We start from the raw sequence: 26,535 nt of genomic DNA on the forward strand, positions 1-26,535 counted from the left end.
TCGTTCGTCCAGCGCCGACTAGGTCGTCGGGAGCTCCGAGAGCTCCGCCGGTGAGACACGGCGGACGGTGCCGGGAGTGATACCGAGGGTGCGTTTGAAGGCCCGCTTGAACGCCGCGTCCGATGCGTACCCCAGGCGGGCCGCGAGGTCCTCGACGGAACGGTCGCCGTGCTGGAGTTGGTCGAGTGCGACCTGCATTCTCCAGCGCGTGACGTACTGCATGACGGGCTCGCCCACCAGGTCCGTGAACCGGGCGGAGAACGCCGATCGCGACATCGCGGTTTCGCGCGCCAGGATCGCCACCGACCACCGGCGTGCGGGATCGCGATGGACGAGCGACATGGCGCGGCCGATCCGCGGGTCCTGCAACGCCCGCAACCATCCGGTCCGGTCGTCGGAATGATCGGCGATCCACCGTCGGATCCCCTGGATGACGAGGATGTCGGAGAGTCGGGTGATGACGGCCTCACCACCGGGACGCGCATGTCGTCCCTCGGCGGCGATGAGGCGCAGCGTGCTCTCCATCCATTCGGTCTCCGCGGAGGGGCGCCGGGTGCGCGGTCGATGACTACCGCGCGCGGCAACAGCTCCGTCAAGCTGCGGGCCGCCGGATGACCGAACCGCACAGTGCCGCAGACCAGAGTGGTCGGAGCGGTTCCGCTGCCTCCGTCGAGTCGAAGAACCGCGAATCGCTCGCTTCCGTACTCGTAGTCCAGCGTGTCGAATCGAGGCGTCGAGGCGCCCTCCTCGCTGTACAGCCGGTGACCTTCACCGTGGGGGACGAGAGCGAAGTCGCCCGTGCGCAGCCGGTGGGGTTCGTCGCCGTCGACCGCGAGCCAGCAGTCTCCGGCGCTCACGATGTGGAACCACATCGATCCGCGCTGGGGCGGCAGTTCGATGCCCCACGGCCCGGTCAGTTCGGAGCGACAGTAGAAGCTGCCCGTCATCCGCAGGTAATGCAGTGCCTCACCGAGTGGATCGGTGTTCGCCCACGGATCGCCGCTTCGCATCACTCCATAGTGCCCCTGGAATGGGAAACCGAACCAAATGTCGGATATGTGAGAAAACGCTGTCCGCATTGGGCCTGATGACACTGACAATGAGCCAGTGAATGCTTAGGGTGACCCCAGGGTGGCGGTGTCCAGAAACCGGCGTGGTCCCCAGTCCTTTCCGTGGATATCCCGCCGCGCCGTCGGCGTACTCGGGTATCGCTGATCGAGAGGAAATGCGCATGACCTCCCAACTCGCCATCGACTACGGCGCGGGTCTGTCCGACGCCTGGAGTTCCGTTGCGACCTTCGTTCCGAAGTTGCTCGCGTTCTTCGTCATCCTCATCATCGGCTGGATCGTCGCGAAGATCCTGGCCAAGGTGATCTCCAAGGTCCTGGCCAAGGTCGGGTTCGACCGCCTCGCCGAGCGCAGCGGCCTGCAGAACGTCCTCGCCCGGAGCGATTACGACGCGTCGACGCTGCTGTCCAAGGTCGTGTACTACGCGATCCTGCTGATCACCCTGCAACTCGCGATCGGGGTGTTCGGTCCGAATCCGATCGGCGATCTGCTGTCGCGCTTCGTCGGATGGCTGCCCAAGCTGTTCATCGCGATCCTGATCATCGTCATCGTCGCGGCGATCGCCAAGGCGGTCAAGGACATCGTGGGCGGCGCCCTCGGCGGCGCCTCGTACGGTCCGCTGCTCGCGACCATCGCCTCGCTGTTCATCTGGGGCGCGGGGATCATCGCGGCTCTCAATCAGATCGGGGTCGCCACCACCGTCACGACGCCCGTCCTCGTCGCCGTGCTCGCCACGATCGGCGGCGTGATCGTCGTGGGCGTGGGCGGCGGGCTCGTCCGGCCCATGCAGGACCGCTGGGAGGGCTGGTTGACCAAGGCGGAGACCGAGATCCCGGCCCGGCGGGCCGAGCGCGAGGCCGCCAACCGCTCGACCGCGCGGCACGGCCAGGCCCAGCGTCCACTGGGCGGCCTCGGGCAGGCGGCCGGAGGGCAGCAGGCTCCCGCGGCGGTGCCGGGCGCGCAGGCGCCCGCAGCGGCGCACCCGGGCCAGCCCCCGGCCCAGGCCGGTGGTCCGGCCGAGCAGCAGACCCAGGCGTTCTCCGGGCAGCCGCCCACCGGCGCTCTGCCCACGCAGCCGCCCGCGCAGCACCACGGCCAGCAGCCGGGACAGCCGCTCTACGGCGAGCAGCCCGGGCAGCAGGCCTACGGCGAGCAGCCGACCCAGCCGCAGTACGGCGAGCAGCCGTTCGGGCAGCCGCAGTACGGGAACCCGCCCGCGCAGCACGGCGGCGCAGGACACCCGCAGCAGGGATGGCAGCAGGGCTGGCAGCCGGGCCCTGATCCGGACCGGTGGGGCCCCGGCCCCGATCCGGAGCAGGGGCGGCCCGGCGGGCAGTTCCCGCCGTCGCGCAACGACTGAGCGACCGCACACCGGTGGCCGGCCCGCACTGCGGGGCCGGCCACCGGCACGTCCTCGCCCGGCATCGACAGCTGTCGGCGAATCAGTCCGTGGTGTCGAACAACTCGCCGTTCTTCATCAACTCGGGATCGGTGCACGACGCGAGGTCGAAGCAGCACGGGCGCCGCTTGCCGTTGCGGAGCTTCGAGATGGTCACGTCCACGCGCTTGGCGCGGGTGGCATCGCTCTTCGTGGCGCCCACCCAGCGCACCCATTCCCAGCGCGCCATGGGCGTGATGTCGGTCCACACGTCCGCCGTGTCCGGAGCGTCGTCCAGGGCGGCGCCGAGATCCGCCGGCACCTCGGGCTCGGGCCAGGCCTTCGTCGGCGCGATGTCCAGCGCGACCTCCGTGCCGGGGGCGAGCCCGGCATCGTCGAGCCGGATCCAGTGACCCTTGCGCCCGTCCGGCTCGACGACGGTGGCGAACTCGGCGCCGTTCAGCGTGCCGGTCACCGCGACCTGGCCACGCGAGGGGAGTGCCGCGCTCGCCTCCGCGGGGAGTCGGGCGAGGAGCCGTTCGCCGAGCTGTTCCACGGTGGCGCTGAAACGGACGGGGGCGGTGGTCTTGGCGGCCATGGCTGCTCTCCTCGCAGGTTCGGATGGTGTGATCCCAGGCTACGAGCGGCCGTGGCCGCGCGGCTTCTTCAATCCTGATCGGTTTCGCACACGCATGAGCGAAATCGGCGGCGCACCGTCGAACCAGGTCAACGGAGCGCGGGCACCGTCGAGCCCCCGACTCGTGTCTGCGATGTGCTAACCGATAGGTATCGTTCACCCGGCTGGGAGATCCCCTACCGAACCGATGTTGGAGAACAAAGCCGTGAAGATGAAGCGTTTCGCGCTCGCCCTGGTCGTGCCCATCGCCCTCGCCTCGGGTGTCGCCGCGTGCGGCTCGGGCTCGGACGGCGACGCGGTCACGATCGGCGTGACCGACGGCGCCCAGGCGTTCTGGCAGGTATACAAGGGCCTCGCGAAGGATCAGGGGATCGACGTCGAGCTCAAGAACTTTAGCGACTACAAGCAGCCCAACGCCGCGCTGAACGACGGCGACCTGAACATCAACGAGTACCAGCACCTGCTGTACCTCGCGGACTACAACGCGAAGAACAACACCAAGCTGGTGCCGATCGGCGCGACCGCGATCTACCCGCTGCCGCTGTACTCGAAGAAGCACAAGTCGGTCGCCGACGTGCCGCAGGGCGGCACCATCGTGGTCCCCGACGACCCGACCAACCTCTCCCGCGCCCTGCTGGTGCTGTACTCGGCCGGCCTGATCAAGTTCAAGGTCGAGCAGAACCCGTTCGTCACCCCCGCCGACATCGACCAGGCCGGCTCGAAGGTCTCGGTCAAGACGGTGGACGCGAACCAGACCGCGCTCAGCCTCGACAGCGTCGACGGTGCCGTGGTGAACAACGATCCCGCCGAGAACGCCAAGCTCGGTAAGGAACTGATCATCGCCAAGGACGACCCGGCGAACCCGGCGTCGGAGCCGTACATCAACGCGTTCGTCGTGCGCGAGGCCGACAAGGACAACGCCAAGTACCTGCAGCTGGCGAAGCTGTACCACGACCAGAAGGTCGTCGAGGCACTGCGCAAGGACAAGGGCGACACGTTCATCCTCATCGAGAAGACCGCCGCCGAACTGCAGCAGATCACCGTCAAGCTGCAGGAGCAGGTCAAGGCCCACGGCAAGTGACCGAGGCCGGCGCTCCCCGGGTGGCGATCGAATTCTTGGGCGCCACCCGGGATTTCGGCACGACCAAGGCTCTCGACGACGTCACGTTCTCGATCCCCGAGGGCTCGATCACCGGCGTGATCGGCCAGTCCGGTGCAGGCAAGTCGACGTTGATCCGCACGATCAACGGGCTCGAGTCCACCACGTCGGGCGAGGTTCGGGTGCTCGACACCGTCGTCGGCTCGCTCGGCGAGCGTGACCTGCGGCCCTGCGGGCCCAGGTCGGCATGATCTTCCAGCGCTTCAACCTGATGAACTCGCGGACCGTCGCGGGGAACGTCGAGTACCCGCTGACCCTCGCCGGGACGCCGAAGGCCGAGCGGCGCAAGCGGGTCGCGGAGCTGCTCGACTTCGTCGGCATCGGCGATAAGGCGCGCCAGTACCCGAGCCGGTTGTCGGGCGGGCAGAGCCAGCGCGTGGGCATCGCCCGAGCGCTCGCGCGGAACCCGAAGATCCTGCTCGCCGACGAGGCCACCAGCGCACTCGACCCCGGCACCACCAGCGAGGTCCTGGACCTGCTGCTGCGGGTCAACCGCGAGTTCGGCACCACGATCGTGGTGATCACCCACGAGATGGACGTGATCCGGCGCATCTGCGACACCGTCGCGGTCCTCGATCACGGCGAGCTGGTGGACTACGGGCCGGTGTACGACGTGTTCGCCGCGCCCACGTCCGAGGCCACCCGCTCGCTGATCCACGCCGCCGTGGGCGACGACGTGGCCCCCGAGACCCTGCGGCGCCTGCACGCCGCGCGGCCCGGCACCGTCGTCACGGTGGACGTGCGGGACGAGCCCGACGCGCTCGACGCGGCGGAGGTCTTCGCCGGCCACGGCGCCGGCGCACGCGTGCTGTACGGCGGCGTCGCCGAGGTGGGCGGCAGGCCGTTCGGCTCGCTGACCTACTCGGTGACCGGCGACGACGCGGTCGTCGCGGCGGCGATCGCCGAGCTCGGCGCCCTCGCGCACGTCAAGGACCCGCAGACCGGGCAGGAGATCGAGCGATGACCCTTCCGACCTTCCTCGACGACGTGTTCCCGCCCGGCACGCAGGACGTGTTCCTGGACGCGATCGGCGAGACCGTCCGCCTGGTCGGCATCACGATGATCGTCGGCGGACTGTTGGGCCTGGTGTACGGCACGCTCCTATATGCCACCCGCCCCGGGAACCTGCTCAGCAACCGCGGCGTCTTCTCGGTGCTCAACGTGCTGGTCAACATCATCCGGCCGATCCCGTTCATCATCTTCATCACCGCGATCGCGCCGATCACCAAGGTCTTCATCGGCACCCGGATCGGCGTGGAGGCCGCGGCGTTCGCGATGACCGTGATGGCCACGTTCGTGATCGGCCGCGTCGTGGAGCAGAACCTGGTCTCGGTGGATCCGGGGGTGGTCGAGGCCGCGCGGTCCATGGGCGCCAGCAGGTTCCGTACGCTGGCCACCGTCGTGATCCCCGAGGGGCTCGCGCCGCTCACGCTGGGCTACACCTTCATGTTCGTCGCGGTGGTCGACATGTCGGCGATGGCCGGCTACGTCGGTGGCGGCGGTTTGGGCGACTTCGCCCGGCAGTACGGCTACCAGCAGAACAACTGGCAGCTGACGCTGGTGGTGATCGTGGTGCTCATCATCGTGGTGCAGATCGCCCAGTTCTTCGGCAACCGGCTCAGCCGTCGTCTGCAGCACCGCTGACGCCTGCCCGTCTGGGGCGGCTGGGGGCTATGGTGTAGGTGTGACTGGAGGGCTCGCGGAGTACGAGACGTATCTGCGGCTCGAACGCGGCCGCAGCGAGAACACCGTGCGTGCCTACATCGCCGATCTCACGGCGCTGCTCGCCTTCGCGGCCGAGCGCGGGGTGGCGGCGGACCGTCTGGACCTGCCGACGATGCGGGCCTGGCTGGGCGAGCGCGCCGCGTCGGGCGCCGCGCGCACCACGCTCGCCCGGCAGGCGTCGTCGGCGCGCACCTACACCGCCTGGGCGGCCCGGCGGGTCACCTGGACTCCGACCCGGGTGTCCGCCTCAAGGCCCCGCGGGCGCGCCGCACGCTGCCGGCGGTCCTCTCGTCCGACGATGCCGAGCGCGCGCTGCGCAACGCCGCCTCCGGCGCGGCGGAAGGCGATCCGGTGGCGGTGCGCGACCTCGCGATCGCGGAACTGCTGTACGCCACCGGGATCCGCGTCAGCGAGCTGTGCGGGCTCGACCTCGACTCCGTCGACCACGGGCGGCGCGTGCTCGCCGTGATCGGCAAGGGCGACAAGGAGCGGACGGTGCCGTACGGCGCGCCCGCCGACGCCGCGCTGCGCCGCTGGCTCGACGACGCCCGGCCGCAGCTGGCGGGCGAACGCTCGGGCGCCGCCCTGTTCCTCGGGGCGCGCGGCGGGCGGCTCGATCCGCGGCAGGCGCGCACCGTCGTCCACGAAGTCACCGGGTCGGTGCCGGGCGGCCGGGAAGTGGCGCCGCACGGGCTCCGGCACACCGCCGCCACCCACCTGCTCGACGGTGGCGCGGACCTGCGCGTCGTGCAGGAACTCCTCGGGCACTCCTCGCTGGCGACGACGCAGCTGTACACGCACGTCTCCGTCGCGCGGCTGCGCGCCGCGCACGAGCAGGCCCACCCGCGCGCGTAATCGCTAGTCGCGCCAGCTCCGCTCGAACGGCAACCGCCACGCGTTGGGGGCGATCAGCTGGTGGATTGAGTTGGGGCCCCACGAGCCGGGCTCGTAGAGCTTGACCGGCGGCGGATCGTCCAGCAGCGGGATCGAGCGTTCCCACAGCGATTCGATGCCCTCGGCGGTGGTGAACAGCGTGTGGTCGCCGTGCATGGCGTCGAGGATCAGCCGCTCGTAGGCCTCGAGCACGTCGTCGGCGCGGTCGGTCTCCTCGGTGGAGAACTGCATGGACAGCTTCTCCAGCCGCATCCCCGGGCCGGGCCGCTTGCCGTAGAAGCTCAGCGACACCTTCGACTCGTCGGCGAGGTCGAACGTGAGGTGGTCGGGACCCTGCTGGCCGATGCCCGACCCGGCGGGGAACATCGATTTCGGCGCCTCCTTGAAGGCCACCGAGATGATCCGCATGCCCTGTGCCATCTTCTTGCCGGTGCGCAGATAGAACGGCACGCCCGCCCAGCGCCAGTTGTCGATGCGGGCCTTGAGCGCGATGAACGTCTCGGTGTCCGATTCGCGGTCGACCCCCTTCTCCTGCCGGTAGCCGGAGTACTGGCCGCGGACCACGTCGTCCGGGTTGATCGGTTCCAGTGAGCGAAAGACCTTGTTCTTCTCCTCCGAGATGGCGCGCGGCTCCAGCGCGGTGGGCGGCTCCATCGCGACGAACGCCATCACCTGGAACAGGTGGGTGACCACCATGTCCTTGTAGGCGCCGGTGGGCTCGTAGAACGCCGCGCGCGCGTCGAGCCCCAGCGACTCGGGGATGTCGATCTGCACGTGGTCGATGAAGTTGCGGTTCCAGATCGGCTCGAACAGTCCGTTGGCGAACCGGAACGCCAGGATGTTCTGCGCCGCCTCCTTGCCCAGGAAGTGGTCGATGCGGAAGATCTGCTTCTCGCGGAAGGTCTTGTGCACCTCGGCGTTCAGCGCGAGCGCCGATTCGAGGTCCTCGCCGAACGGCTTCTCCATGATCACGCGCGAGCCCTCGGTGAGGCCGGCCTCGGCGAGGGTGTTGATCACGGTGGTCGCGGCCTTCGGCGGGACGCTCAGGTACAACAGCCGCCGGACCCGCACGCCTTGGTCGGCGCCGAGCTCGCGCTCCTTCTCGGCGACCGCCCGCGCCAGCGCCTCGGGGCCGGCGGAGGAGTTGACGTAGGACAGGTCGGGCTCGAACTCGGCCCATTGCTCCGCCGTCAGCTTGCGGGCGCCCAGCTCGTCGACGGACTTGCGGGCGAACTCGCGGAACTGCTCGTCCGTCATCTCGTCCAGGCTGGTGCCGATCACCCGCATGTCCGGCCCCAGGCCCGACACGGCGAGGTACCCGAGGCCGCACAGCAGCTTCCGGCGCGACAGGTCGCCCGTTGCGCCGAAGAGCACGACCACCGTGGGGTCGTGTTCCGGGGCACTGCGGCGCCGCCCGGAGTAGCTGCTGGGATAGGCGATGGTCTGCGCCTGCTGGAGCCGCTCCTCGCTGGAGAGGTCGGTCTCGGATTCTGGCGTGCTCTCGTCCGTCACGGGGTCCATCGTTGCATTCGCCGACGGTGTGCGCGCGGTGTCCGGCCGGCCGGCGCGCTCCTCCGCGCGGGCATCACCCGGCGCCGGCGTCCGGCAGCAGCCGCACCGGTGCGGCCCCGACGAGCAGGAGCGGGTTGTAGTACTGCGCCGCGTGCCCGCGCCCCGGCGCAGGCCCCAGTGCAGGCACGCCGCCGCCGGGCAGCCCGCGTGTCCGGCCGCGAGGCGGCCGATCGGTGTGCCGGTCCCCACCTCGTCGCCCGCGCGCACCAGGGCCTCGGCGATCGGCTCATACGTGGTGAGCAGGCCGTTGCGGTGGAGCACCGAGACGACCGTCCGGTCGTCCACCCGCCCCACGTGATGCACCCGTCCCGGTCCGGCCGAGTACACCGCCTGGCCGGGCTCGGAGGCGAGGTCCGCCCCGCGGTGGCCGGGCTGCCAGCGCTTCTCGGGGTTCGCGAACGGCCGCGCCACCGCGGGCCGCGGGTCCAGCGGCCAGTCGTAGTCCCCGGCCGCGCGGGCGGACGGTGCCGTCCCCGGCAGCAGGACGGCGATCAGGAGCACGGTCATGATGCGCATGCACCGACCCTGCCGCACGGCACCGTCGGACAGCGGTCCGCAGGGTCGGGCCTGTGGAGGAGATCGCGTTATCCACAGGCGCCGCTGAATCCGGTCTTTCGGACCGGGTCCGGGCTCGCGCGGCGTAGGATGCGCGACATGACCGCCGCACCGCAGCATCCCGCGCCGATGTCGCTGGAGCAGTGGCGTGCCTTGGGGGAGGACACATCGGCGCGGTACGAATTGGTACGGGGGTCGTGGACGTGGCGCCGATGCCGAGACCGATGCATTCACTGGCGAGTTCGCAATTGTGGCGTCAGATCTTCGATCGGGCGCCGGCGCCGCTGCTCTGCCTGCAGGAGGTAGAGGTGCTGGTCGCGCGTGGCGCGCGGCCCACGGTTCGCGTGCCCGATGTGGTGCTGTTCGAGCGCCCCGCCGAGCAGCCGATGCCCGCGGAACGGGTGCGTCTCGTGGTCGAGATCCTGTCGCCCGGCAACCGGCACACCGACCAAGTGGTCAAGCGTGCCGAGTACGAGCGGGCCGGGATCGAGGCGTACTGGATCGTCGACCTCGACGACGGTCCGTCCGCGCAGCTGTTGACGCTGGTCGACGGTGTCTACCGCGGCGAGACGGTGCGCGGCACCTTCACCACGGCCGTACCGCGCCCGCTCACCATCGACCTCGACGCGCTCACCGACCGGGGCTGAGCGCTACTGCTGTCCGTCCTGCTTGCGGGCCGAGTTGCGGCGCCACTCGTCGATCTTGCGGCCCACGCCGGTGGCGACGTCGGTCACGCCTCGCCCACGGTGTTCACCGCCGACGACCCGAAGTCGCGCAGCGTGGTGATCAGTGGATCGGCGGAGGCGTCGAAGTTCTCCTTGTACCCGCGCGCCGCGGTCTTGAATTCCTCGGCGGCGCTGGCCCTCTCGTCGTCGGCGCGCTGCGGGTACTCGCCGCCCACGATCCGCCCGTAGTCGCCGCGCTCCACCCAGCGGTTGAGATCCGCCGCCCGCAGCACCGAGAACGGGTGCGACTGCAGCTCCAGGTTCAGCAGCTTGAGCACCCCGTCGCGCAGGTCGCCCGTGCGCTCGTACTCCGCGGCCTGGGCCAGGAAGCGCTGCGTATCCATCTCCGAGAGCTTCGTCCCGCCCGCGGTTTTCATGTGCACGCGCATCGCCACGTCCGGGTCCTGCACGCACAGCAGTCCGGCGCGGTCGCCCGACAGCTCGGACTTGCGCTGCCATTCCATGAGCGCCGCCACGATCGCCCGCAGCGCCCAGCCGCCGATCGGCACCCAGCCGAAGCTGCCGGCCAGCCGCAGCAGGTGCATCAGCATGGTGCGGTACACGGCGTGCCCGGACAGTGCGTGGCCGAGCTCGTGTCCGACCACGAAGCGCTGCTCCTCGGCGTCCATGAGCTCGAGCAGGCCGGTGTTGATCACGATGAACGGGCGGTCCATGCCGATGGTCATGGCGTTCACCGACGGATCCTGCACCACGTACAGCTCCGGGACGGCGTCGGTGTCGAGGACGCGGGCGCAGTCGACCAGCACGTCGTGCAGGTGCGGGAACTGCCGGTCGTCCACGCGCACGCCCGACGCGAGGAACAGCAGGCGGTGCTGGCGTTCGCGCAGCAGCGCCGAGATGGCCTTGAGCACGGTGTCGAAACCCTTGAGGTTGCGCAGCGCCACCAGCGCGGCGCGGTCGGCCGGGTGCTCCCACGCACGGGTGCTGATGCCGGGAAGCGAACGGTACGTTCGGGACACTGAATCGGTCATGGTGGCCACGTTACCGGGCTGCGGTTGGCGTCCGCTTGGCGACGACGAAGGCGGCCGCGGCGCCCGCGGCGCACACCACCATCGAGACTCCCAGCACCACCGGGTCGCCGCCGATCCCCGCGAACAGCGCCGCGATCCCGCCCAATACGAACCGGGCGGACCCCAGCGCGGCCGAGGCGGTCCCGGCCAGCGCGCCGTGGTCCTCGAGGGCCAGCGCGGCGGTGGTGGGCATCGCGAGTCCCAGGCTGGAGACCGTGACGAACAGTGCGGCGATCACGAGCGGGGCGCTGTCCGCGGCCAGCGCGGCGAGCGTCGCGACGGAGCCGACGAGCATCCCGCCGAGCCCGGCCGACACGAGCGAGGCCGCGGGAACCCGGCCCACGAGGCGCCCCCCGGTGAGGTTCGAGGCGAGCAGGCCGAGCGCGTTCGCCGCGAACACCACGCTGAAGGCGGTCTCGCTGTAGCCGTAATGCTCCTGGAACACGAACGCCGAAGTGGAGATGTAGGCGAACATCGCGGCGAACGCGAGGCCGCCCGTCAGCGTCAGCGCGACGAACCTGCGGTCCTTGGCGAGGGAGACGAATCCGCCCGCCACGGATCCCCAGCCCACCGGCCGACGGTCCGCCGCCCCCAGCGTCTCGGGGACGAAGACCAGCGCGATCGCCAGCAGCGCGATCCCCAGCACCCCGAGGATCACGAAGAGCCCGCGCCAATCCATCACGCGCAGTAGTTGGGCGCCCGCCAGTGGCGCGACGATCGGCGCCACGCCACCGACGGCCATGAGCATCGCGATCATCCGCGCCGCGGCGACGCCGCTGTACAGGTCGCGGACGATGGCCAGGCTGAGCACGATGCCCGCGGCACCCGCGAGGCCCTGCAGCAGCCGGGCCGCGTCCAGCAGGTACACCGACGGGGCGACCGCGCACAGCAGCGAACTGAGGATGAACAGCGCCATCCCCGCGATCATCGGCCGGCGCCGCCCGATCGAGTCGGACAGCGGGCCCACGAACACCTGCCCCAGTGCGAGCCCGATCAGGCACGCCGTAAGCGTGGCCTGGATCGCGGGTTGGGAAGCGCCGAGGTTGGCAGCGGCTGCGGGCAGGGCGGGGAGGTACAGGTCGGTCGTGATGGGACCGAACGCCGACAGTGCGCCCAGGATCAGGGCCAGCCGGACGTTGCCTCGGGAACCGGATTCGGGCATCCTCAATCCAACCGCACGTGTGCGGTGGGGGCGAAATCGCCGGAGACGACGAGGGCACCGCCCGCCCGCGCCCGCACGCGGCCACGCCGAGGTGACACGGGCGCGGGAGATCGGCGGGAAGCGGTGCGCCACCGTCGATCTGGTAGCGCGTGTTGGTCACCTTCCACGACCGGGCCGCGGGATCGGTGGGGAGTGGGGCGGACCGTCGGCCCGGGCCACGACCATCGCCTCGGTCACGCCGTGGGGCCAGTCGAAGGTGAGCAGCGCACCCCGGACGGTCACTCCCGTGACGCCCGGAAGTCCGGTGGTGGCGGTCGGCCCGCCGGGCACGGGAACCGGTCCCGACGGTGTCGTCCGCGGCGGTTCCGGTGCCCGGACCGGGGCGGCCGTCGGCGCCGCGATGGACCGGGCCGGGGCGGATGCGACGCCGTCGACGACCGCGACGACCTCGTACGCGGGCACGGCGCGACGGGGCGCGCCGCCGTCTTCGAGCGTCGTCTCGCGAGTGCGGCCGACGACCTTCCAGGTGCCGTCGGGCTGCTCGCGCGAGACCCGGTACTCCGCGCCCGGATGGGTGCTGGACCAGGCGACGAGCACGGCACCGTCGGCCCAACGGGCGGTGACGTCCGTGGGCGGGGCGGGGAGGCCGGCGCCGGTGGCGTGGGGTCCGGTGCCGGCACGGGTGTCGGGGGTACGGGGGCCGGGGATACGGAGCCGGCGCCGAGGGCGCGCTGGGCCTCCTCGATCGCGGTCTGCAGGTCGGGCTGACCGGCCGGGGCGGGGCGTCGACGGCGCGGCGCTGCAGGTCGGCGAGGATCCGGGCGGCGTCCGGCCAGCGCCGTTCCGCCCGGGCCGCGGCGACGTCGCCCCACAGCCGCGCGGCCTCGTCCAGGACGCGGCGCGCCTCGCCGGCGATCGAGCGGATCTGAGTGGACGCGGCCCCGTCGTCGAGCGAACGCGCGTCCTCGGCGAGGCGCGCGGCCTCCGCCGGACGGCCCCGGCGGAGCGCCGCCCGCGCGGACCTGAGCAGCGGCTCCCACGGCCGTGGCTCGGTGCCCCGGGCGGGCGCCGGGGTGGACGGGTTCGACGGGGCCGACGGGTTGGTCGGCCGGGACGGAACGGGTGCCGGGGCGGGCGCCTGCGCGGCGTGCCCGATGCCGCCGCCGTACTCGGCCGCGAGGTCGGCGAGCACCCGCTCCGTCGCGGCGCGGTCCAGCCCCAGGCTCACGCCCTCGTCCGCGAGGAACTCGTAATCGGGCCCGACGAGCCGGTCCTCGATGAGGATCGCGGCCCGCACCTTGGGGCGCAGGGCCTCGGTCACGTCCTCGACCACGGCCGCGGCGTACGCGTCGGCCAGCGGCCCGCCCTCGACGAGGACCTCGCGCGCGTGCACGCCCAACTCGTCCAGGACGGCGCGCGGGCGGCCGCCGGGAGTTCCCGGGCGCGGCGGTGCAGGATGTCCGCCCGCTCGCGGATCTCCGCCGTGTCCTGTGAATCGGTCACGGCGAGCCCGAGCAGCGCGAACAACGTCGGCACGCTCTCGTGGCACAGGTCGCTCCACTCGCGCAGCAGCGCGCTGATCTGCGCCCGGCGCTGCGCGGTGAGTCCCGTCGGTGCCGCCGCGGCGGGGGCGGAGGCTCCCGGAGCACCCGGTGCCGGCGCAGCCGGGCCGCCACCTCGGCCGGGGTGAGGCCGCCCAGCGCGCCGATCTCCTCGAGCCCCGCCACCTTCTCGGCGGGCACGCCGCCGTGCCGCTCCACCAGCCGGGAGATCGCGGTGTCGAGGATCGCATAGCGTCCGGCGTCGCGCTCGTCCCGCGCCGCCCGGACGCGCAGCTCCTCCGCGCGGCGGTCGGCGGAGGTGCGCAGCGCGGCGCTGCGGCGGTCGTGCTCCGCCACGAGCTGGGCTACCAGCGCACGGTACTTCGGGTGGTCGCGCTGGCGCTGCCAGAACCCCCACACCTCGTCGATGCGGGCCGCGACGGCCTCGTCCGGCAGGTCGGCGGCACCGTCGAGGGGGAGGTCGTACAGCTCGAACGCGTCCGACTGGTCGGGTCCGCCGCGGCGGGCCACGCCGGCCAGGACGCGCTTGCGATAGGCGTTGGGGTCGAACGGCTCCATCGCGCTCATCCCCGCCGGCGCGTGCGCTGCACCTGGTCGAGCTCGCGGGCCACGTCGGCCTGCGAGAGCATGGCGCCGGTCTGCGCGGACAGCGTGAGGGGCATGTCGGCGTCCACGTGGTGCGCCGTCACGTGCAGCACCCCGTCGAAGCCCATCTCGAAGGTGATGCGCACCTCGCTCCCCGCGGGGTAGCCGGGCGGGATGTCGGTGATCGTGCCCTCCACCAGCAGCTTCGCGTCGGACAGGCGCTGGGAGGCCACCTGGCCCTGCTGCTCGACCACGGTGACCTCGATCTGCGCCTGGTCCTCGCGCATCGTGCCGAAGGACCGGCGCACCCGGACGGGCAGCGTCTGGTTGCGCTCGACGAGCCAGGTGACGCCCAGCTCGCCGTGGTCCCGCACCGCGAGCACGCCGAAGCCCCGGGAGATCACGGTGTCCACCTGGATCTCGAGCATCCGGCGCACCAGCGACACGGGCTGCGCGAACGAGGCCGCGACGCGCCCGATCGACTCGTCGAGCGCGGTCGCCGAGGCGTGCAGGGGCGGCGCACCGTCGGGTAGCAGGCCGCGCGTCACGAGGTCGGCCGCGACGAGGCGCTCCATCTCCAGCTTCTCGCCGTACAGGGCGGCTCCGCGGGCCACGGCGAGATCCGGATCGTGCAGCTCGCCGGTGAGGCCGAGCTGGTCCTGCAGAGCGCGGGCCACCGCGGGCATCCGCGACGAGCCGCCGACCAGGAGCAGCCGGTCCACCTTCGCCGCGCCGCGCCGCTCGGCGGCGGCGAGACAGTCCCGGGTCAGCTCGACGGTGCGCCGCAGCAGCGGGGCCGTCATCTCCTCCAGCTCGGCCCGGGTGAGCGGCACGACCGCGCGAGCGCCGTCGTGGGCGACCACGACCTCGGTGCGATCGGCCTGCGACAGTTCGTGTTTCGCCTGCTCCGCGGCAAGAACGAGCGACTGGGAGCCCGCGGAGTCGTCCAGTGGATCCTCGGCGTCGGGGTTCGCCTCGCAGAACCGCTGCGACAGGTGCAGTGCGATCCGCTCGTCCCAGTCGGCACCGCCGAGCTGATGATCGCCCTCCACGGCCAGTACCGAGATGCGCCGGTCGGCCAGCTCGATGACCGTGGCGTCGAAGGTGCCGCCGCCCAGGTCGTAGACCAGGACCGTCTCGCGCGGGGCGGTCTTGCCGAAGTCGACCCCGCCGTCGATCCGCCCGAAGCCGTACGACAGCGCCGCGGCGATCGGCTCCGAGAGCACGCCCGCCACGTCGAACCCGGCGTACGTGCCGGCCTGGATGGTGGCGCGCCGCTCCTCGTCGCCGAAGTACGCGGGCACCGTGATCACGACGCGACGCACCGGCTCGCCGCCGCTGAACTCCACGTCGCCGGCGAGGCTCTTGAGGATCAGGGCCGACACCGCGGGCGCCGACCACGTCTCGCCGTGCGCGCGGAACCGCCACTGGGAATCGCCCATGCGGCGCTTGACCAGGCTGCACACGTGCTCGGGGTCCAGCCGCGCCTGCCGCCGCGCGCCCTCGCCCACCAGGTGGTCGAAGGCCGACGCGAACAGCACCACCGACGGCACCGTCGACTCCCCGCCGAGCCCCCGCACGATCTCGGGCCGGCCGTCGGCGCCGATGCGCGCGATCGCCGAGTTGGTCGTGCCCAGGTCGATTCCGTACACCCCCATGGCGGAATCGTAGCGCGCTACGGTCGGTCCATGACTGCTGATGAGGCCGACGCCGCGAGCCAGGTGGCGCGGGACGCGCTCGCGGAGCGGGTGGAGGACCTGGCCCGGATCCTGGCGCGGCAGGCGGGCACCGTCGAACGGCTCGCGGACGCCGAACAGGCCCGCGCGAGCGAGGACCGGATCGGGGCCGACCTGCCGCTCGTGGTGGAACTGTTCGCGCTCCTCGGCGACGTGACCGCGTGCGCCGCGACCGCCGAGTCCGACCGGGAACGGGACGCGTTCGACGCCGTCGCGGCGCGGATCGAGCGGCTGCTCGTGGGGCGCGGCGGCACCGTCGTCACGCCGGCCGTGGGGGACCTGTTCGACGCGGCCGTGATGGAGGCATCGGACACCACGGCCACCGACGACGAGGCCCTCGACCGGACCGTGGCGGACGTCATCGCCCCGGGCCTGACGGTGCCGGGCCGCTCCGTACGCCCTGCACGGGTGGTGGTGCGAGTATTGCGCTCACGCTGATTCCAGCGGAACAGGCGGGCCGCGGCGCGCGTTGCACACCATCATGTCCTCCACCACCACTGCGGCACCTTCGCGCATCCCGCCGTTGCTGAAGAACTTCGGCTTCCAGATCGTCGTCGGCCTGATCGCCGGCGTCCTGCTCGGCCTACTGGCCCGGAACATGGCACCCGCGGCCGACGGCAACGTCAACTGGCTCGTCGGCACGCTCAAGACGATCGGCTCCAGTTACGTCAAGCTGCTGACCGTGGCCGTCGTTCCCCTCGTGGTGACCGCCGTGATCGCGTCGATCGCCAACCTGCGCAACGTGACCAATGCGGCGCGGCTTGCGGGCAAGACGCTGCTGTGGTTCGCGATCACCGCGTTCATCGCCGTGGTGATCGGCATCGTCCTGGGGCTGGTGCTGCAGCCGGGCGCGCACACCACCGTCACGGGCGAGGGGAAGGCACCGTCGAGCACCGGATCCTGGTGGGCGTTCCTGACGGGCCTCGTCCCGTCCAACTTCCTCGGGCTACAGGCCAAGGCATCCGACGGTTCCGTCTCGCTCAGCTTCAACGTGCTGCAGGTGCTCGTGGTCGCGGCCGCGATCGGCATCGCGGCACTGAAGGTGGGGGAGAAGGCCGAACCCTTCATCACGTTCAACGCGTCGCTGCTGGCGATCGTGCAGAAGGTGCTGTGGTGGATCATCCGGCTCGCGCCGATCGGCACGGCCGCGCTGATCGGCACGGCGGTCGCGACCTACGGGTGGGGTGCGATCGGCTCGCTGGGCGCGTTCACCGGGGCTATCTACCTGGGCCTGCTGATCGTCGGATTCGTGGTCTACCCGCTCATCGTCAAGGCGCACGGACTGTCGGTGAAACAGTTCTTCAGCGGGGTGTGGCCCGCGGCGCAGCTGGGCTTCGTCTCCCGCAGCTCGATCGGCACCCTCCCGGTGACGGAGCGCGTGACCGAGCGGAACCTCGGCGTCCCGCGCGAGTACGCGTCCTTCGCCGTGCCGCTGGGCGCGACCACCAAGATGGACGGCTGCGCCGCGATCTACCCCGCCATCGCCGCCATCTTCGTTGCGCAGTACTTCCACGTGCCGCTGGGGATCACGGACTACCTGCTCATCGTGATCGTCTCGGTGATCGGGTCCGCCGCGACGGCGGGTACCACCGGTGCCACCGTGATGCTGACCCTGACGCTGTCGACGCTGGGCCTGCCGCTGGCCGGCGTCGGCCTCCTGCTGGCCGTCGAGCCGATCGTCGACATGGGCCGCACGGCGCTCAATGTGACGGGGCAGGCGCTGATCCCGACCATCGTCGCCAAGCAGGAGGGCATCCTCGACCAGGACGCCTACAACGCGCCGCGCAAGGATGTCTACGCCGACGAGTCCGCGGCGCCGGTGGCGGTGCCGGCCTGATCGGTGGCAACGGCCGTGTCACGCGGGCGCGAACGGCGCGGGCGGGCGGCCCTGCCAGATCCGGCGCGAGCGTTCCTCGGGATACGGCGCTGTGGTGGAAGGATCGTCGAGGAGTCGGGTGCTGCGGCGCTCGGCGTCGTAGCGGGGCCACCCCGGATCGCCGGTGGCGCAGAACCGGACCCACGCGTCGAGGAGCTCGTCCGACAGCGCGCGGACCGCGCGTGACGGGGCGTCGCCGAAGAACATGACGCCTGTCGGGCAGTCCAGGGTGCCGAAGGCGAGCGGGACGTCGATGCTGTGGCAGGCGCCGTACACCTCGGTCTCCCAGCGCACCTCGAACAGGAAGGTGGCGCCGCCGGCCGCGGCGTTGGCGTCCGCGAGCAGCACCGACGGCATCCGGAAGGTGGCGTCGGAGGACACCAGCTCCATCAGCTCGTCCGCACCCGCGTGCGGATACGCGGCGCGGTAGTCCGCCGGATCGGCCGGCGCGAACACGTCCAGTGCCCGGGCCACGTCCTCGTCGGTGAACGTGCCGCGGACGCCCATCATGACGCTGAACAGCCGGAACTCGTCGCGCATGTGCCCGGCGAGCAGATCGATCGCCTCGGCGCCGCCGGTCGCGAGTGCTTCCCACGGGGTCTCGCGCAGGAGCTCGCCGTCGATGACCGGGCAGACGACGATCCCCAGTTGCGCGAGCCGACCCCACCGGTCGCGGTGCGCGGGCGCGTCGGCGCACAGGGCGGTGACTTCGTCGGCGAGCCGCTGCGGCGCGACCTCGGCGAACCCCGCCGCGGTGGACGGTACGCCGAGGCGCTCGGCGAGCGCGGCCGTGACCTCCGTCGCGAGCGCCGGGGTGATGTTCAGTCCGGGCACGGAGTGGGTGATCGCCCGCCGGAACAGCGGCCGGGCGTGGGGGATCGTGAGCAGGGCGGCGACGGATCCCGCGCCGCCCGACGTGCCGGCGATGGTGACCGCGTCGGGGTCGCCGCCGAACGCGGCGATGTTCCGGCGGATCCATTCCAGCGCGGCGATCTGGTCCAGCAGTCCCCGGTTCGACGGTGCGCCGTCGAGCAGCGCGAACCCCTCCGCACCCATGCGGCACTGGACGCTCACGACGACGAGGCCCTCGGCCGCGAGCGCCGTGGGGTCGAACATCGGGTCCGCTGCGGTGCCCGCCATGTATCCGCCGCAGCAGATCCATACGAGGACGGGTAGTCCCGACCCGTCGGGATCCGGGGTGCAGACGTTCACGGTGAGCCAGTTCGCGTCGTCCGAGGCCCTCGGCCTTCGGCCCGGGCCCGGACTGCGGAGGCGGGGACCGAACTCGGCCGCGGGCCGGACGCCGTCCCACGGGAGCACCGGTTCCGGTGCGGCGAAGCGCAACGGCCCTACAGGAGGCCGCGCGTAAGGGATACCGCGGAAGACGACTGTTCCGTCGAGGTGTACGCCTTCGACGACGCCCTCCGCCGTCCTGACGCTCGGTCGTTCCTGCATATCGGCTCCCTGTGTCGGCGTGTCTTGACTTCGACGTTATCATCCACTTGTATTATTTCAAGTGTATTGAAAAGCCGGAAGGGGTAGCCGTGCCGAAGCAGGTCGATCACCGCGAGCGCCGCGAGGCGATCGCCCGCGCGCTGTGGCGCGTGGTGGACGCCTCCGGGGTGCAACGGCTGAGCCTGCGCGAGGTGGCGAAGGAGGCCGGGATGTCGCACGGCCAGCTGCAGCACTACTTCGCGTCCAGGCAGGAGTTGCTCACGTTCGCCATGGACTTCGCCGCCGAGCAGACCGCCGCCCGGGTCGCGGCCGGGCTCGCGGACCTCGGTGCGGACCCGCACCCGCGCGACGTGCTCCGGCTGGTGCTCGTCGAGATGCTTCCGCTGCACGCGGATTCGCGCGTGACGAGCAGAATGAACGCCGCATACGTCCTCGAGGCGCTGCACGACGAGGGGATCCGCGCCCGCACCCGCGCGGGGATGGCCGCCGGCCGGGCACAGGTCGAGGAACTCGTCCGGGGCGCGATCGCCGACGGCCGGATCGCGGGGACCGGGCACCGTCGACGGAGGCGGACCGATTGCTCGCGCTGACCGGCCTCACGCCCCTGCTGGAGCTGGGTGTCGTCACCCCCGCCGACGCCCTCGCGGCGATCGATAGGCATCTCGACGATCTGTTCGTGCGCTGAGGCGGGATTTCGGGTGGCGCTTTTTGCGATGGGATTACGTGGCGGTAACAGAAGATCGCCGATGCGCTCCCATCCCTTGAAGCTGCCTTTATCGTTTCTCCCATGTCTGAGCTACTGGCCACTCTCAACGAATACGTATGGAGCAAGGGCCTGATCTATCTCTGTCTCGGGGTGGGGATCTTCTTCAGTATCCGCTCCCGATTGGTGCAGGTGCGCCAGATCCCGGCCATGCTGGGGCAGTTGAAGAAGGGGAGAGCTCCGACTCGGGGGTCAGTTCCTTCCAGGCGCTCGCGATGTCGCTGGCCGGACGCGTCGGCACCGGCAACATCGCGGGCGTCGCCACCGCGATCGCTTTCGGCGGTCCGGGCGCGGTCCTGTGGATGTGGCTCGTCGCCTTCTTCGGCGCGTCGACGTCCTTCGTCGAGTGCACGCTGGGCCAGATCTACAAGGAGCGCGACCGGCTCACGGGTGAGTATCGCGGCGGTCCGGCCTACTACTTCTCGCGTGCATTCGCGCACACCAGAGGCGCGTTGGCCGGGCGGATCTACGGGCTCGCTTTCGCCGCCGTCACCGTGACCGCGTGCGGGCTCCTGATGCCGATGGTGCAGTCCAACTCCATGGCAGTCGCCATGGAGAACGCCTGGGGGATCGAGCCCTGGATCGCCGCCGTCGGCATCGTGATCGTCCTGGCGTTCGTGATCATCGGTGGCGTCAAGCGCATCGCTACGTTCGCCGCGATCGTGGTGCCGTTCATGGCGGTCCTCTACATCCTGGCCGCGATCGTCATCATGGCCGTCAACGCCTCGGTGGTGCCCGAGGTGCTCCGCTTGATCTTCGCCTCCGCGTTCAACCTTGAGTCGGGTGTGGGTGCGGCGCTCGGGCTCGCCATCGAATGGGGCGTCAAGCGCGGCATCTACTCGAACGAGGCCGGCCAGGGCACCGGCCCGCACGCCGCAGCGGCGGCCGAGGTCAGCCATCCCGCCAAGCAGGGACTGGCACAAGCGTTCGCGGTCTACGTCGACACGCTGTTCGTGTGCTCGGCGACGGCGTTCCTCATCCTCTCGACCGGCGCCTACAAGGTGTTCGACGGAGGCACGGCGTCGGGTCGGGTTCTCAAGGACGGCGGTGCGCTGGAGGGGGATCCGAGCGTCGGGCCGGCGTACGCCCAGCAGGGCTTCGACACGGTGTTCACCGGCGCGGGGCCGAGTTTCATCGCCATCTCGCTGGCCTTCTTCTGCTTCACCACGATCGTGGCGTACTACTACATGGCCGAGACGAACCTCCGCTTCCTCATGGGCCGTTTCGCGACGGCCGTGATCCCGGTGATCAACTCTGCGCTCGGCCGCGTGCTGACGATGCTGCTGCAGATTCTGATCCTGGTTTCGGTCACGATCGGCGCGGTGTCGGAGGCCGAGGACGCCTGGGCGATGGGCGACCTGGGCGTCGGTCTCATGGCGTGGCTCAACATCCTGGGCATCCTGGTGCTGCAGAACGCGGCGTTCAAGGCGCTGCGGGACTTCGAGCGGCAGCAGAAGATGGGGATCGACCCGCAGTTCGACCCGACGCCCCTCGGCATCGTCAACGCGACGTTCTGGGAGAAGCGGACCGTCGAGCGCGAGACCGCAGGCGCCGGCGCCTAGCGCCCGGACGGCACCGTCGACCTGCGTGAACGCGACGATTTCGCAGGTCGACGGGACCGGCGTACACTTGCCCCTGCACTCCGTCCAGATGGCGGAGTGACTACGCGTGTTCCTCCGGCGCCCGAACGGGCGTGCCGTGCAGCGCGGTCTCCTTCGTAGAAGGAGTGCAGTGCGGCGGAACACCAGGACACCGCGCATCGCCTCTCGACCGCTGACCAGCGGAAGCGAGGGTCGTCGCGGCGTGGACAACTGCAACTACGAAAGAGGCATCATGGCTGTCGTCACCATGAAGCAGCTGCTGGACAGCGGCGCGCACTTCGGTCACCAGACCCGTCGGTGGAACCCGAAGATGAAGCGTTTCATCTTCACCGACCGCAACGGCATCTACATCATCGATCTGCAGCAGACGCTGACCTACATCGACAAGGCCTACGAGTTCGTCAAGGAGACCGTCGCCCACGGTGGCACCGTCCTCTTCGTCGGCACCAAGAAGCAGGCCCAGGAGTCGATCGCCGAAGAGGCCACCCGCGTCGGCATGCCCTACGTGAACCAGCGCTGGCTGGGCGGCATGCTCACCAACTTCCAGACGGTCCACAAGCGCCTTCAGCGGATGAAGGAGCTCGAGACCATGGAGCAGACCGGTGGCTTCGAGGGTCGCACCAAGAAGGAAATCCTCATGCTCACGCGTGAGAAGAACAAGCTCGAGCGCACCCTCGGCGGTATCCGCGACATGGCCAAGGTCCCCTCGGCCATCTGGGTCGTGGACACCAACAAGGAGCACATCGCCGTGGGCGAGGCCCGCAAGCTGGGCATCCCGGTCATCGCGATCCTCGACACCAACTGCGATCCCGACCTCGTCGACTACCCGATCCCGGGCAACGACGACGCCATTCGGTCCGCCGCCCTGCTGACCAAGGTCGTGGCGTCCGCCGTGGCCGAGGGCGTGCAGGCCCGCGCGGGCGTCGCCACCGGCGATGCCAAGCCCGAGGCCGGCGCCGGCGAGCCCCTCGCCGAGTGGGAGCAGGAGCTGCTGGAGTCCGCCACCGTCGCGACCCCCGCCGCCGAGGCGCCCGCGACCGAGGCTCCGGCCACCGAGACCCCGGAAGCCTGATCGTTTCCGGTCGCACGACCTTCCCTTCTTAGACAGGAGCCGCATACATGGCGAACTACACCGCCGCTGACGTCAAGCGTCTCCGCGACCTCACCGGGTCGGGGATGATGGACTGCAAGAACGCGCTCACCGAGACCGACGGCGATTTCGACAAGGCCGTCGAGGTGCTGCGCATCAAGGGCGCGAAGGACGTCGGCAAGCGCGCCGGTCGTTCCACCGCCGAGGGCCTCGTGGCCGCCAAGGACGGCGTGCTCATCGAGCTCAACTCCGAGACGGACTTCGTCGCGAAGAACGAGGAGTTCCAGCAGCTCGCCGACGCGATCGTCGCCGCCGCTGCCGCGTCGGACGCCGCTACCGTCGAGGCCGTGCTCGAGCTGCCGCTCGAGGGCGAGACCGTCGCGTCGCGCATCGAGGCCGCGTCGGCCAAGCTGGGCGAGAAGCTCGTGCTGCGTCGCATCGCGCGCTACGACGGCCCCGTCGCCGTCTACCTGCACAAGCGCAGCTCGGACCTGCCGCCCGCAGTGGGCGTGCTGGTCTCGTTCTCGGGCGAGGGCGACGCCGCCGCCGAGGCCGCTCGCGGCGCCGGCATGCAGGTCGCCGCGCTCAAGGCGAAGTACGCCAGCCGGGACGAGGTTCCGGCCGACGTCATCGAGAACGAGCGTCGCATCGCCGAGGAGACCGCGCGTGCCGAGGGCAAGCCGGAGCAGGCGCTGCCGAAGATCATCGAGGGCAAGACGATCGCGTACTACAAGGACACCGTCCTTCCCGATCAGCCGTCGGTGACCGACAACAAGAAGTCCGTCCAGCAGGTGCTGGACGAGGCCGGCGTGAAGGTGCTCGCCTTCACCCGCTTCGAGGTCGGCCAGGAGTAACTCCTCCGTCCTCCCGCACGAGGCCCGCACCGATGACGTCGGTGCGGGCCTCGTCGTCTGTCGGCCCCGTGCGATTGAACGACGTTCCGGAGATTCCGACCTGCGGTTTTCCTCTCCAGAACGTCGTTCAATTCGGGGGCAGGAGGGCGTGCGGATTTCTTCAAGCCCGACGGTGCCGCCGGCTGCCAGTCTTGAGGCATGAACAACATACGCAAAGACACGAACATCTGGCCCGGACTCACCTACGACGATCCGCTCGCGGCGCGGGAATGGTTGCGCGGCATCGGTTTCGAGGACGGGATCCTCGTCGAGGGGGACGGCGACGGCGAGGTGATCCACTCCGAGATGCTCTGGCCCGACGGGGCCGGGTGATGGTCTCGAGCCTGTGCAAGGTCGACACCACCCTCAGCAATCCGCCCGGCACCTCCGGCGTGTACGTCGTGGTGCACGACCCCGACGCCGTCTACGCCCGCGCCCAGGAACTCGGCGCCCGCCTGGTGCGGGAGATGCGCGAGGAGGACTATGGCTCCAGGGGATTCACCGTCGCCGACCCGGAGGGCAACACGTGGAGTTTCGGTACCTACGCGGGGTGACGGCGCCCGGGATCGCCCGGGCGGCCGCCTACGACATCAGCGGCGTCGTCCCGGGCACCCATCTCGCAGTCCCCTCGCCGACGCTGACGATGATCATCGACCTCGGGCACGGCCTGGACCTCACGGGGCCGGGCCTACCGGACCGCACCACGTTCCGCCTCTGCATCTCGGGCATGCACCCCACGCCGTACCTGGTGCACCACGACGGGCTCCAGCGCGGCGTCCAGGTGGATGTGAAGCCCAGCCTGGTCCGCGCGCTCACCGGCGCCCCGGCGGCCGAGCTCGGCGGTGAGGCCGTCGAGCTCGGCGCGCTCCACTCGGGGCTCGCGGGGGAGTTGTACGGCCGCGTGGCGGCGGCGCCGGTCGCCAACCGCGAGGCCGTCGCGGCCGAGGTCCTCGCGGCGTACGCCACCTCCGGCCGCGAGGTGCAGCCCGACGCCGCGGCGGCGTGGTCGTACTCGCGGCGCGACAGGGGCGGGTCACCGTCGCCGAGCTCGTCGAGCGGTCCGGCTGGTCGGCGCGGTACCTGGCGATGAAGTTCACCGCCGAGTTCGGCATGGGCATCAAGCAGGCGGCCCGGCTCATGCGTTACGACGCCGCGCGGCGCGCGCTCGAGGAGGGACACCCGCCGCGGACGTCGCTGCGCGCACCGGATACGCCGACCAGGCGCACCTGAGCCGCGAGGTGCGCGGCTTCCTCGGGTGCTCGCCCTCGGCGTACCTCGCTCGGCGTAGGAGCGAGTTCACGCCCCTGTAGTCTCGCCGGGGTGTCCCGGATCCGTCGTGCAATCGCATCAGCACTCGTGCTGTGCCTCGTGGTCGTCGCGGCCGGCGCGTCCACGCTGATCGGCGGGGGCAGCGGTTACACGCACTATCAGACGAACGCCACGAGTTACCTGCCCGATCTGCCCGGCGGGGCGCAGTACGTCTCGATGGGCGACAGCTACGCCGCCTCGGGATCGCACCGCAAGGTGCAGTCGATGGATTTGTGCGCCCGTAACGGCGACGACCTCGGCCATGTGCTCGCGCAGCGCCTGCAGCCCTACACGTTCACCGATCGATCCTGCTCGGGCGCGACGCTCGATGACCTCACCCAGCCCTCGCCGAAGCCGAACACCTCGCCCCAGCTCTACGGCGTGGGCCCGTTCACGCGTCTCGTCACGATCCTCGTCGGAGCCAATTCGCTGGGCTTCGGGAACATCGTCGTGCACTGCTTCGGCGCCCCGGACGCGTCGTGCGGCGAGGTCGCCCGGCGGGATCCGCCCGGCTCCCCGGGGTGGAACTTCGTGCGGGCCCAGTACGCGGCCACCGTCGACGCCGTGAAGCGCGCCGCCGCGCCCGACGTGCGGGTCGTCCTCGTCGGGTACCTGCCGCTGTTCCCGCTCGAAGGTCCGCCGGACGCCGCGTGCCTGAGCGGGGCCGGGGTGCCCGTGGAGAACGTCGACCACTGGCGGGTCTGGTACCGCGGCATCGACAGGCTGATCGGTGAGGTGGCCGCCGACCGGGGCGTGATGTACGTCAGGCCGCCGATGGAGCGCACCGCGTGCGAACCGGATCCGTACGTGCGGCTGGGCGGCGCGAACCTCAAAGCGCAGGAGCCCGAGGCCAACGGACTGCACCCGACGGAGGCCGGACAGCGCGCGCTGGGCAACCTGATCGAGGACCGGCTCCGAGGATCTGCGCCGCCCGCATAGGATGGACCCGTGACGGACACCGCCCAGGAACAGAAATCGGACATCCAGACCCACCAGGATCGGGAACGGCACGGCTACAAGCGTGTCCTGCTCAAGCTGGGCGGCGAGATGTTCGGTGGCGGCGAGGTCGGTCTCGATCCCGATGTCGTGAGTACGGTGGCACAGCAGATCGCCGAGGTCGCTCGCAGCGGGCACGAGATCGCCGTCGTCATCGGTGGCGGCAACTTCTTCCGCGGCGCGGAGCTGCAGAACCGGGGCATGGACCGCGCCCGGTCGGACTACATGGGGATGCTCGGCACCGTGATGAACTGCCTCGCTCTGCAGGACTTCCTGCAGAAGGAGGGGGTGGACACCCGCGTGCAGACCGCCATCACCATGGGGCAGGTCGCCGAGCCGTACCTGCCGCTGCGGGCCAAGCGGCACCTGGAGAAGGGGCGCGTCGTGATCTTCGGCGCAGGCATGGGCATGCCGTACTTCTCGACCGACACGACTGCCGCGCAGCGTGCCCTTGAGATCGGCGCCGAGGTCGTGCTCATGGCCAAGGCGGTCGACGGCGTGTACGACAGCGACCCGCGCACCAACCCCGATGCGAAGCTCTTCGCGGAGATCACCCACCGCGAGGCCCTGGAGAAGGGCCTGAAGGTGGCCGACGCGACCGCGTTCAGCCTCTGCATGGACAACAAGATGCCGATGCTGGTGTTCAATCTCCTGGAGGAGGGCAACATCGCCCGAGCCGTCGCGGGGGACAAGATCGGCACTCTCGTCCGGCCCTGACGCCCGGACCCACAACCACCACTTCGTAGACAAAGGACGTGTGACCC

At 70.8% G+C, this 26,535-nt stretch carries 21 protein-coding genes and 7 pseudogenes; 17 read left to right on the forward strand and 11 right to left on the reverse strand.

Going from position 1 to position 26,535, the window contains the following annotated elements; translation table 11 throughout:
- Window positions 1–18: 18 nt before the first annotated feature.
- The gene (locus MTP03_RS22665; RefSeq protein ID WP_256465242.1) at window positions 19–525 is read right to left on the reverse strand and encodes an AraC family transcriptional regulator; all 507 of its coding nucleotides are present in this window, start codon (window positions 523–525) and stop codon (window positions 19–21) included.
- 86 nt (window positions 526–611) lie between these two features.
- A pseudogene (locus tag MTP03_RS23540) lies at window positions 612–1,079 on the reverse strand (cupin domain-containing protein); the annotation flags it as partial.
- A gap of 152 nt (window positions 1,080–1,231) precedes the next feature.
- On the opposite strand from MTP03_RS23540, the gene MTP03_RS08470 reads away from it, so the two are divergent.
- Window positions 1,232–2,428 carry a hypothetical protein gene (locus tag MTP03_RS08470; RefSeq protein WP_248491570.1) on the forward strand — a complete coding sequence of 399 codons (1,197 nt, stop codon included), beginning with the start codon at window positions 1,232–1,234 and terminating at the stop codon, window positions 2,426–2,428.
- Between the two features lie 82 nt (window positions 2,429–2,510).
- Here the strand turns inward: MTP03_RS08470 and MTP03_RS08475 are convergent, their stop codons facing one another.
- On the reverse strand, window positions 2,511–3,044 hold the full coding sequence (locus tag MTP03_RS08475) for a YdeI/OmpD-associated family protein (protein ID WP_248491571.1): 534 nt from the start codon (window positions 3,042–3,044) through the stop codon (window positions 2,511–2,513).
- A 226-nt stretch (window positions 3,045–3,270) separates the two neighbouring features.
- Between MTP03_RS08475 and MTP03_RS08480 the strand changes: the two genes are divergently transcribed.
- The 4 genes and pseudogenes from MTP03_RS08480 to MTP03_RS23105 all read left to right on the forward strand — a co-directional run bounded on the left by MTP03_RS08480 (window position 3,271) and on the right by MTP03_RS23105 (window position 6,822).
- Entirely contained in the window at window positions 3,271–4,164 is an 894-nt protein-coding gene (locus MTP03_RS08480; RefSeq protein ID WP_248491572.1) for a MetQ/NlpA family ABC transporter substrate-binding protein, read from the forward strand.
- Window positions 4,161–5,206, forward strand: a pseudogene (locus tag MTP03_RS23100) (methionine ABC transporter ATP-binding protein). The gene MTP03_RS08480 and the pseudogene MTP03_RS23100 overlap by 4 nt, the downstream one beginning before the upstream one ends.
- A complete protein-coding gene (locus tag MTP03_RS08490; protein ID WP_248491573.1) occupies window positions 5,203–5,886 on the forward strand; it encodes a methionine ABC transporter permease in 684 nt (227 codons plus the stop codon). Before MTP03_RS23100 ends, MTP03_RS08490 begins: the two are co-directional and overlap by 4 nt.
- A gap of 40 nt (window positions 5,887–5,926) precedes the next feature.
- A pseudogene (locus MTP03_RS23105) lies at window positions 5,927–6,822 on the forward strand (tyrosine recombinase XerC).
- Between the two features lie 3 nt (window positions 6,823–6,825).
- Here MTP03_RS23105 and zwf read toward each other — a convergent pair.
- Window positions 6,826–8,382: a glucose-6-phosphate dehydrogenase gene (gene zwf, locus MTP03_RS08505; RefSeq protein ID WP_248492094.1), complete on the reverse strand. Its 1,557-nt coding sequence runs from the start codon at window positions 8,380–8,382 to the stop codon at window positions 6,826–6,828.
- 210 nt (window positions 8,383–8,592) lie between these two features.
- Window positions 8,593–9,108: pseudogene (locus tag MTP03_RS08510) on the reverse strand (M23 family metallopeptidase); the annotation flags it as partial.
- A gap of 104 nt (window positions 9,109–9,212) precedes the next feature.
- Between MTP03_RS08510 and MTP03_RS08515 the strand changes: the two are divergent.
- Window positions 9,213–9,635, forward strand: a complete 423-nt coding sequence (locus MTP03_RS08515; protein ID WP_248491574.1) for a Uma2 family endonuclease — start codon at window positions 9,213–9,215, stop codon at window positions 9,633–9,635.
- Between the two features lie 3 nt (window positions 9,636–9,638).
- On the opposite strand, the pseudogene MTP03_RS08520 reads toward MTP03_RS08515, so the two are convergent.
- The 5 genes and pseudogenes from MTP03_RS08520 to MTP03_RS08540 all read right to left on the reverse strand — a co-directional run bounded on the left by MTP03_RS08520 (window position 9,639) and on the right by MTP03_RS08540 (window position 15,711).
- A pseudogene (locus tag MTP03_RS08520) lies at window positions 9,639–10,705 on the reverse strand (M48 family metallopeptidase).
- Between the two features lie 10 nt (window positions 10,706–10,715).
- Window positions 10,716–11,906 carry a multidrug effflux MFS transporter gene (locus MTP03_RS08525; RefSeq protein WP_248491575.1) on the reverse strand — a complete coding sequence of 397 codons (1,191 nt, stop codon included), beginning with the start codon at window positions 11,904–11,906 and terminating at the stop codon, window positions 10,716–10,718.
- Window positions 11,907–12,062: 156 nt separating this feature from the next.
- On the reverse strand, window positions 12,063–12,503 hold the full coding sequence (locus MTP03_RS08530; RefSeq protein WP_248491576.1) for a hypothetical protein: 441 nt from the start codon (window positions 12,501–12,503) through the stop codon (window positions 12,063–12,065).
- Window positions 12,504–13,405: 902 nt separating this feature from the next.
- Window positions 13,406–14,026 carry a hypothetical protein gene (locus MTP03_RS08535; protein ID WP_248491577.1) on the reverse strand — a complete coding sequence of 207 codons (621 nt, stop codon included), beginning with the start codon at window positions 14,024–14,026 and terminating at the stop codon, window positions 13,406–13,408.
- 5 nt (window positions 14,027–14,031) lie between these two features.
- Window positions 14,032–15,711, reverse strand: a complete 1,680-nt coding sequence (locus MTP03_RS08540) for an Hsp70 family protein (RefSeq protein WP_248491578.1) — start codon at window positions 15,709–15,711, stop codon at window positions 14,032–14,034.
- A 30-nt stretch (window positions 15,712–15,741) separates the two neighbouring features.
- On the opposite strand from MTP03_RS08540, the gene grpE reads away from it, so the two are divergent.
- Window positions 15,742–16,227 carry a nucleotide exchange factor GrpE gene (gene grpE, locus MTP03_RS08545; RefSeq protein WP_248491579.1) on the forward strand — a complete coding sequence of 162 codons (486 nt, stop codon included), beginning with the start codon at window positions 15,742–15,744 and terminating at the stop codon, window positions 16,225–16,227.
- A gap of 43 nt (window positions 16,228–16,270) precedes the next feature.
- The gene (locus MTP03_RS08550) at window positions 16,271–17,626 is read left to right on the forward strand and encodes a dicarboxylate/amino acid:cation symporter (RefSeq protein ID WP_248491580.1); all 1,356 of its coding nucleotides are present in this window, start codon (window positions 16,271–16,273) and stop codon (window positions 17,624–17,626) included.
- Between the two features lie 18 nt (window positions 17,627–17,644).
- On the opposite strand, the gene MTP03_RS08555 is transcribed toward MTP03_RS08550, so the two are convergent.
- Window positions 17,645–19,120 (reverse strand): carboxylesterase/lipase family protein, encoded by a 1,476-nt coding sequence (locus tag MTP03_RS08555; protein ID WP_248491581.1) that lies wholly within the window; start codon window positions 19,118–19,120, stop codon window positions 17,645–17,647.
- Window positions 19,121–19,209: 89 nt separating this feature from the next.
- Between MTP03_RS08555 and MTP03_RS08560 the strand changes: the two genes are divergently transcribed.
- The 9 genes and pseudogenes from MTP03_RS08560 (at window position 19,210) to pyrH (ending at window position 26,488) form a co-directional block, all read left to right on the forward strand.
- On the forward strand, window positions 19,210–19,710 hold the full coding sequence (locus MTP03_RS08560) for a TetR/AcrR family transcriptional regulator (protein ID WP_248491582.1): 501 nt from the start codon (window positions 19,210–19,212) through the stop codon (window positions 19,708–19,710).
- Window positions 19,711–19,907: 197 nt separating this feature from the next.
- Window positions 19,908–21,445 (forward strand): annotated as a pseudogene (locus MTP03_RS08565) (alanine/glycine:cation symporter family protein).
- Window positions 21,446–21,716: 271 nt separating this feature from the next.
- Window positions 21,717–22,556 (forward strand): 30S ribosomal protein S2, encoded by an 840-nt coding sequence (gene rpsB, locus MTP03_RS08570; protein WP_068524919.1) that lies wholly within the window; start codon window positions 21,717–21,719, stop codon window positions 22,554–22,556.
- 47 nt (window positions 22,557–22,603) lie between these two features.
- A complete protein-coding gene (tsf, locus tag MTP03_RS08575) occupies window positions 22,604–23,428 on the forward strand; it encodes a translation elongation factor Ts (RefSeq protein WP_248491583.1) in 825 nt (274 codons plus the stop codon).
- A gap of 198 nt (window positions 23,429–23,626) precedes the next feature.
- Window positions 23,627–24,021: pseudogene (locus MTP03_RS08580) on the forward strand (VOC family protein).
- A complete protein-coding gene (locus MTP03_RS08585) occupies window positions 24,018–24,557 on the forward strand; it encodes a hypothetical protein (RefSeq protein ID WP_248492388.1) in 540 nt (179 codons plus the stop codon). The pseudogene MTP03_RS08580 and the gene MTP03_RS08585 overlap by 4 nt, the downstream one beginning before the upstream one ends.
- Window positions 24,532–24,777, forward strand: a complete 246-nt coding sequence (locus MTP03_RS08590) for a helix-turn-helix domain-containing protein (RefSeq protein ID WP_248492095.1) — start codon at window positions 24,532–24,534, stop codon at window positions 24,775–24,777. The genes MTP03_RS08585 and MTP03_RS08590 overlap by 26 nt, the downstream gene beginning before the upstream one ends.
- A 46-nt stretch (window positions 24,778–24,823) precedes the next feature.
- Window positions 24,824–25,714: an SGNH/GDSL hydrolase family protein gene (locus tag MTP03_RS08595; protein ID WP_248491584.1), complete on the forward strand. Its 891-nt coding sequence runs from the start codon at window positions 24,824–24,826 to the stop codon at window positions 25,712–25,714.
- 42 nt (window positions 25,715–25,756) lie between these two features.
- The gene (gene pyrH / locus MTP03_RS08600) at window positions 25,757–26,488 is read left to right on the forward strand and encodes a UMP kinase (RefSeq protein ID WP_248492096.1); all 732 of its coding nucleotides are present in this window, start codon (window positions 25,757–25,759) and stop codon (window positions 26,486–26,488) included.
- Window positions 26,489–26,535 lie beyond the last annotated feature (47 nt).

Source organism: Tsukamurella sp. PLM1 (assembly GCF_023168325.1).
In the GTDB taxonomy this organism is placed as follows: Bacteria; Actinomycetota; Actinomycetes; order Mycobacteriales; family Mycobacteriaceae; genus Tsukamurella.

Excerpts from the sequence above, each read along its gene's own strand:
- MTP03_RS22665 (WP_256465242.1), bottom strand. The coding sequence starts at position 525 with ATGGAGAGCACGCTGCGCCTCATCGCCGCCGAGGGACGACATGCGCGT.
- MTP03_RS08470 (WP_248491570.1), top strand. The coding sequence starts at position 1,232 with ATGACCTCCCAACTCGCCATCGACTACGGCGCGGGTCTGTCCGACGCC.
- MTP03_RS08475 (WP_248491571.1), bottom strand. The coding sequence starts at position 3,044 with ATGGCCGCCAAGACCACCGCCCCCGTCCGTTTCAGCGCCACCGTGGAA.
- MTP03_RS08480 (WP_248491572.1), top strand. The coding sequence starts at position 3,271 with ATGTTGGAGAACAAAGCCGTGAAGATGAAGCGTTTCGCGCTCGCCCTG.
- MTP03_RS08490 (WP_248491573.1), top strand. The coding sequence starts at position 5,203 with ATGACCCTTCCGACCTTCCTCGACGACGTGTTCCCGCCCGGCACGCAG.
- zwf (WP_248492094.1), bottom strand. The coding sequence starts at position 8,382 with ATGGACCCCGTGACGGACGAGAGCACGCCAGAATCCGAGACCGACCTC.
- MTP03_RS08515 (WP_248491574.1), top strand. The coding sequence starts at position 9,213 with ATGCATTCACTGGCGAGTTCGCAATTGTGGCGTCAGATCTTCGATCGG.
- MTP03_RS08525 (WP_248491575.1), bottom strand. The coding sequence starts at position 11,906 with ATGCCCGAATCCGGTTCCCGAGGCAACGTCCGGCTGGCCCTGATCCTG.
- MTP03_RS08535 (WP_248491577.1), bottom strand. The coding sequence starts at position 14,026 with ATGGAGCCGTTCGACCCCAACGCCTATCGCAAGCGCGTCCTGGCCGGC.
- MTP03_RS08540 (WP_248491578.1), bottom strand. The coding sequence starts at position 15,711 with ATGGGGGTGTACGGAATCGACCTGGGCACGACCAACTCGGCGATCGCG.
- grpE (WP_248491579.1), top strand. The coding sequence starts at position 15,742 with ATGACTGCTGATGAGGCCGACGCCGCGAGCCAGGTGGCGCGGGACGCG.
- MTP03_RS08550 (WP_248491580.1), top strand. The coding sequence starts at position 16,271 with ATGTCCTCCACCACCACTGCGGCACCTTCGCGCATCCCGCCGTTGCTG.
- MTP03_RS08555 (WP_248491581.1), bottom strand. The coding sequence starts at position 19,120 with ATGCAGGAACGACCGAGCGTCAGGACGGCGGAGGGCGTCGTCGAAGGC.
- rpsB (WP_068524919.1), top strand. The coding sequence starts at position 21,717 with ATGGCTGTCGTCACCATGAAGCAGCTGCTGGACAGCGGCGCGCACTTC.
- tsf (WP_248491583.1), top strand. The coding sequence starts at position 22,604 with ATGGCGAACTACACCGCCGCTGACGTCAAGCGTCTCCGCGACCTCACC.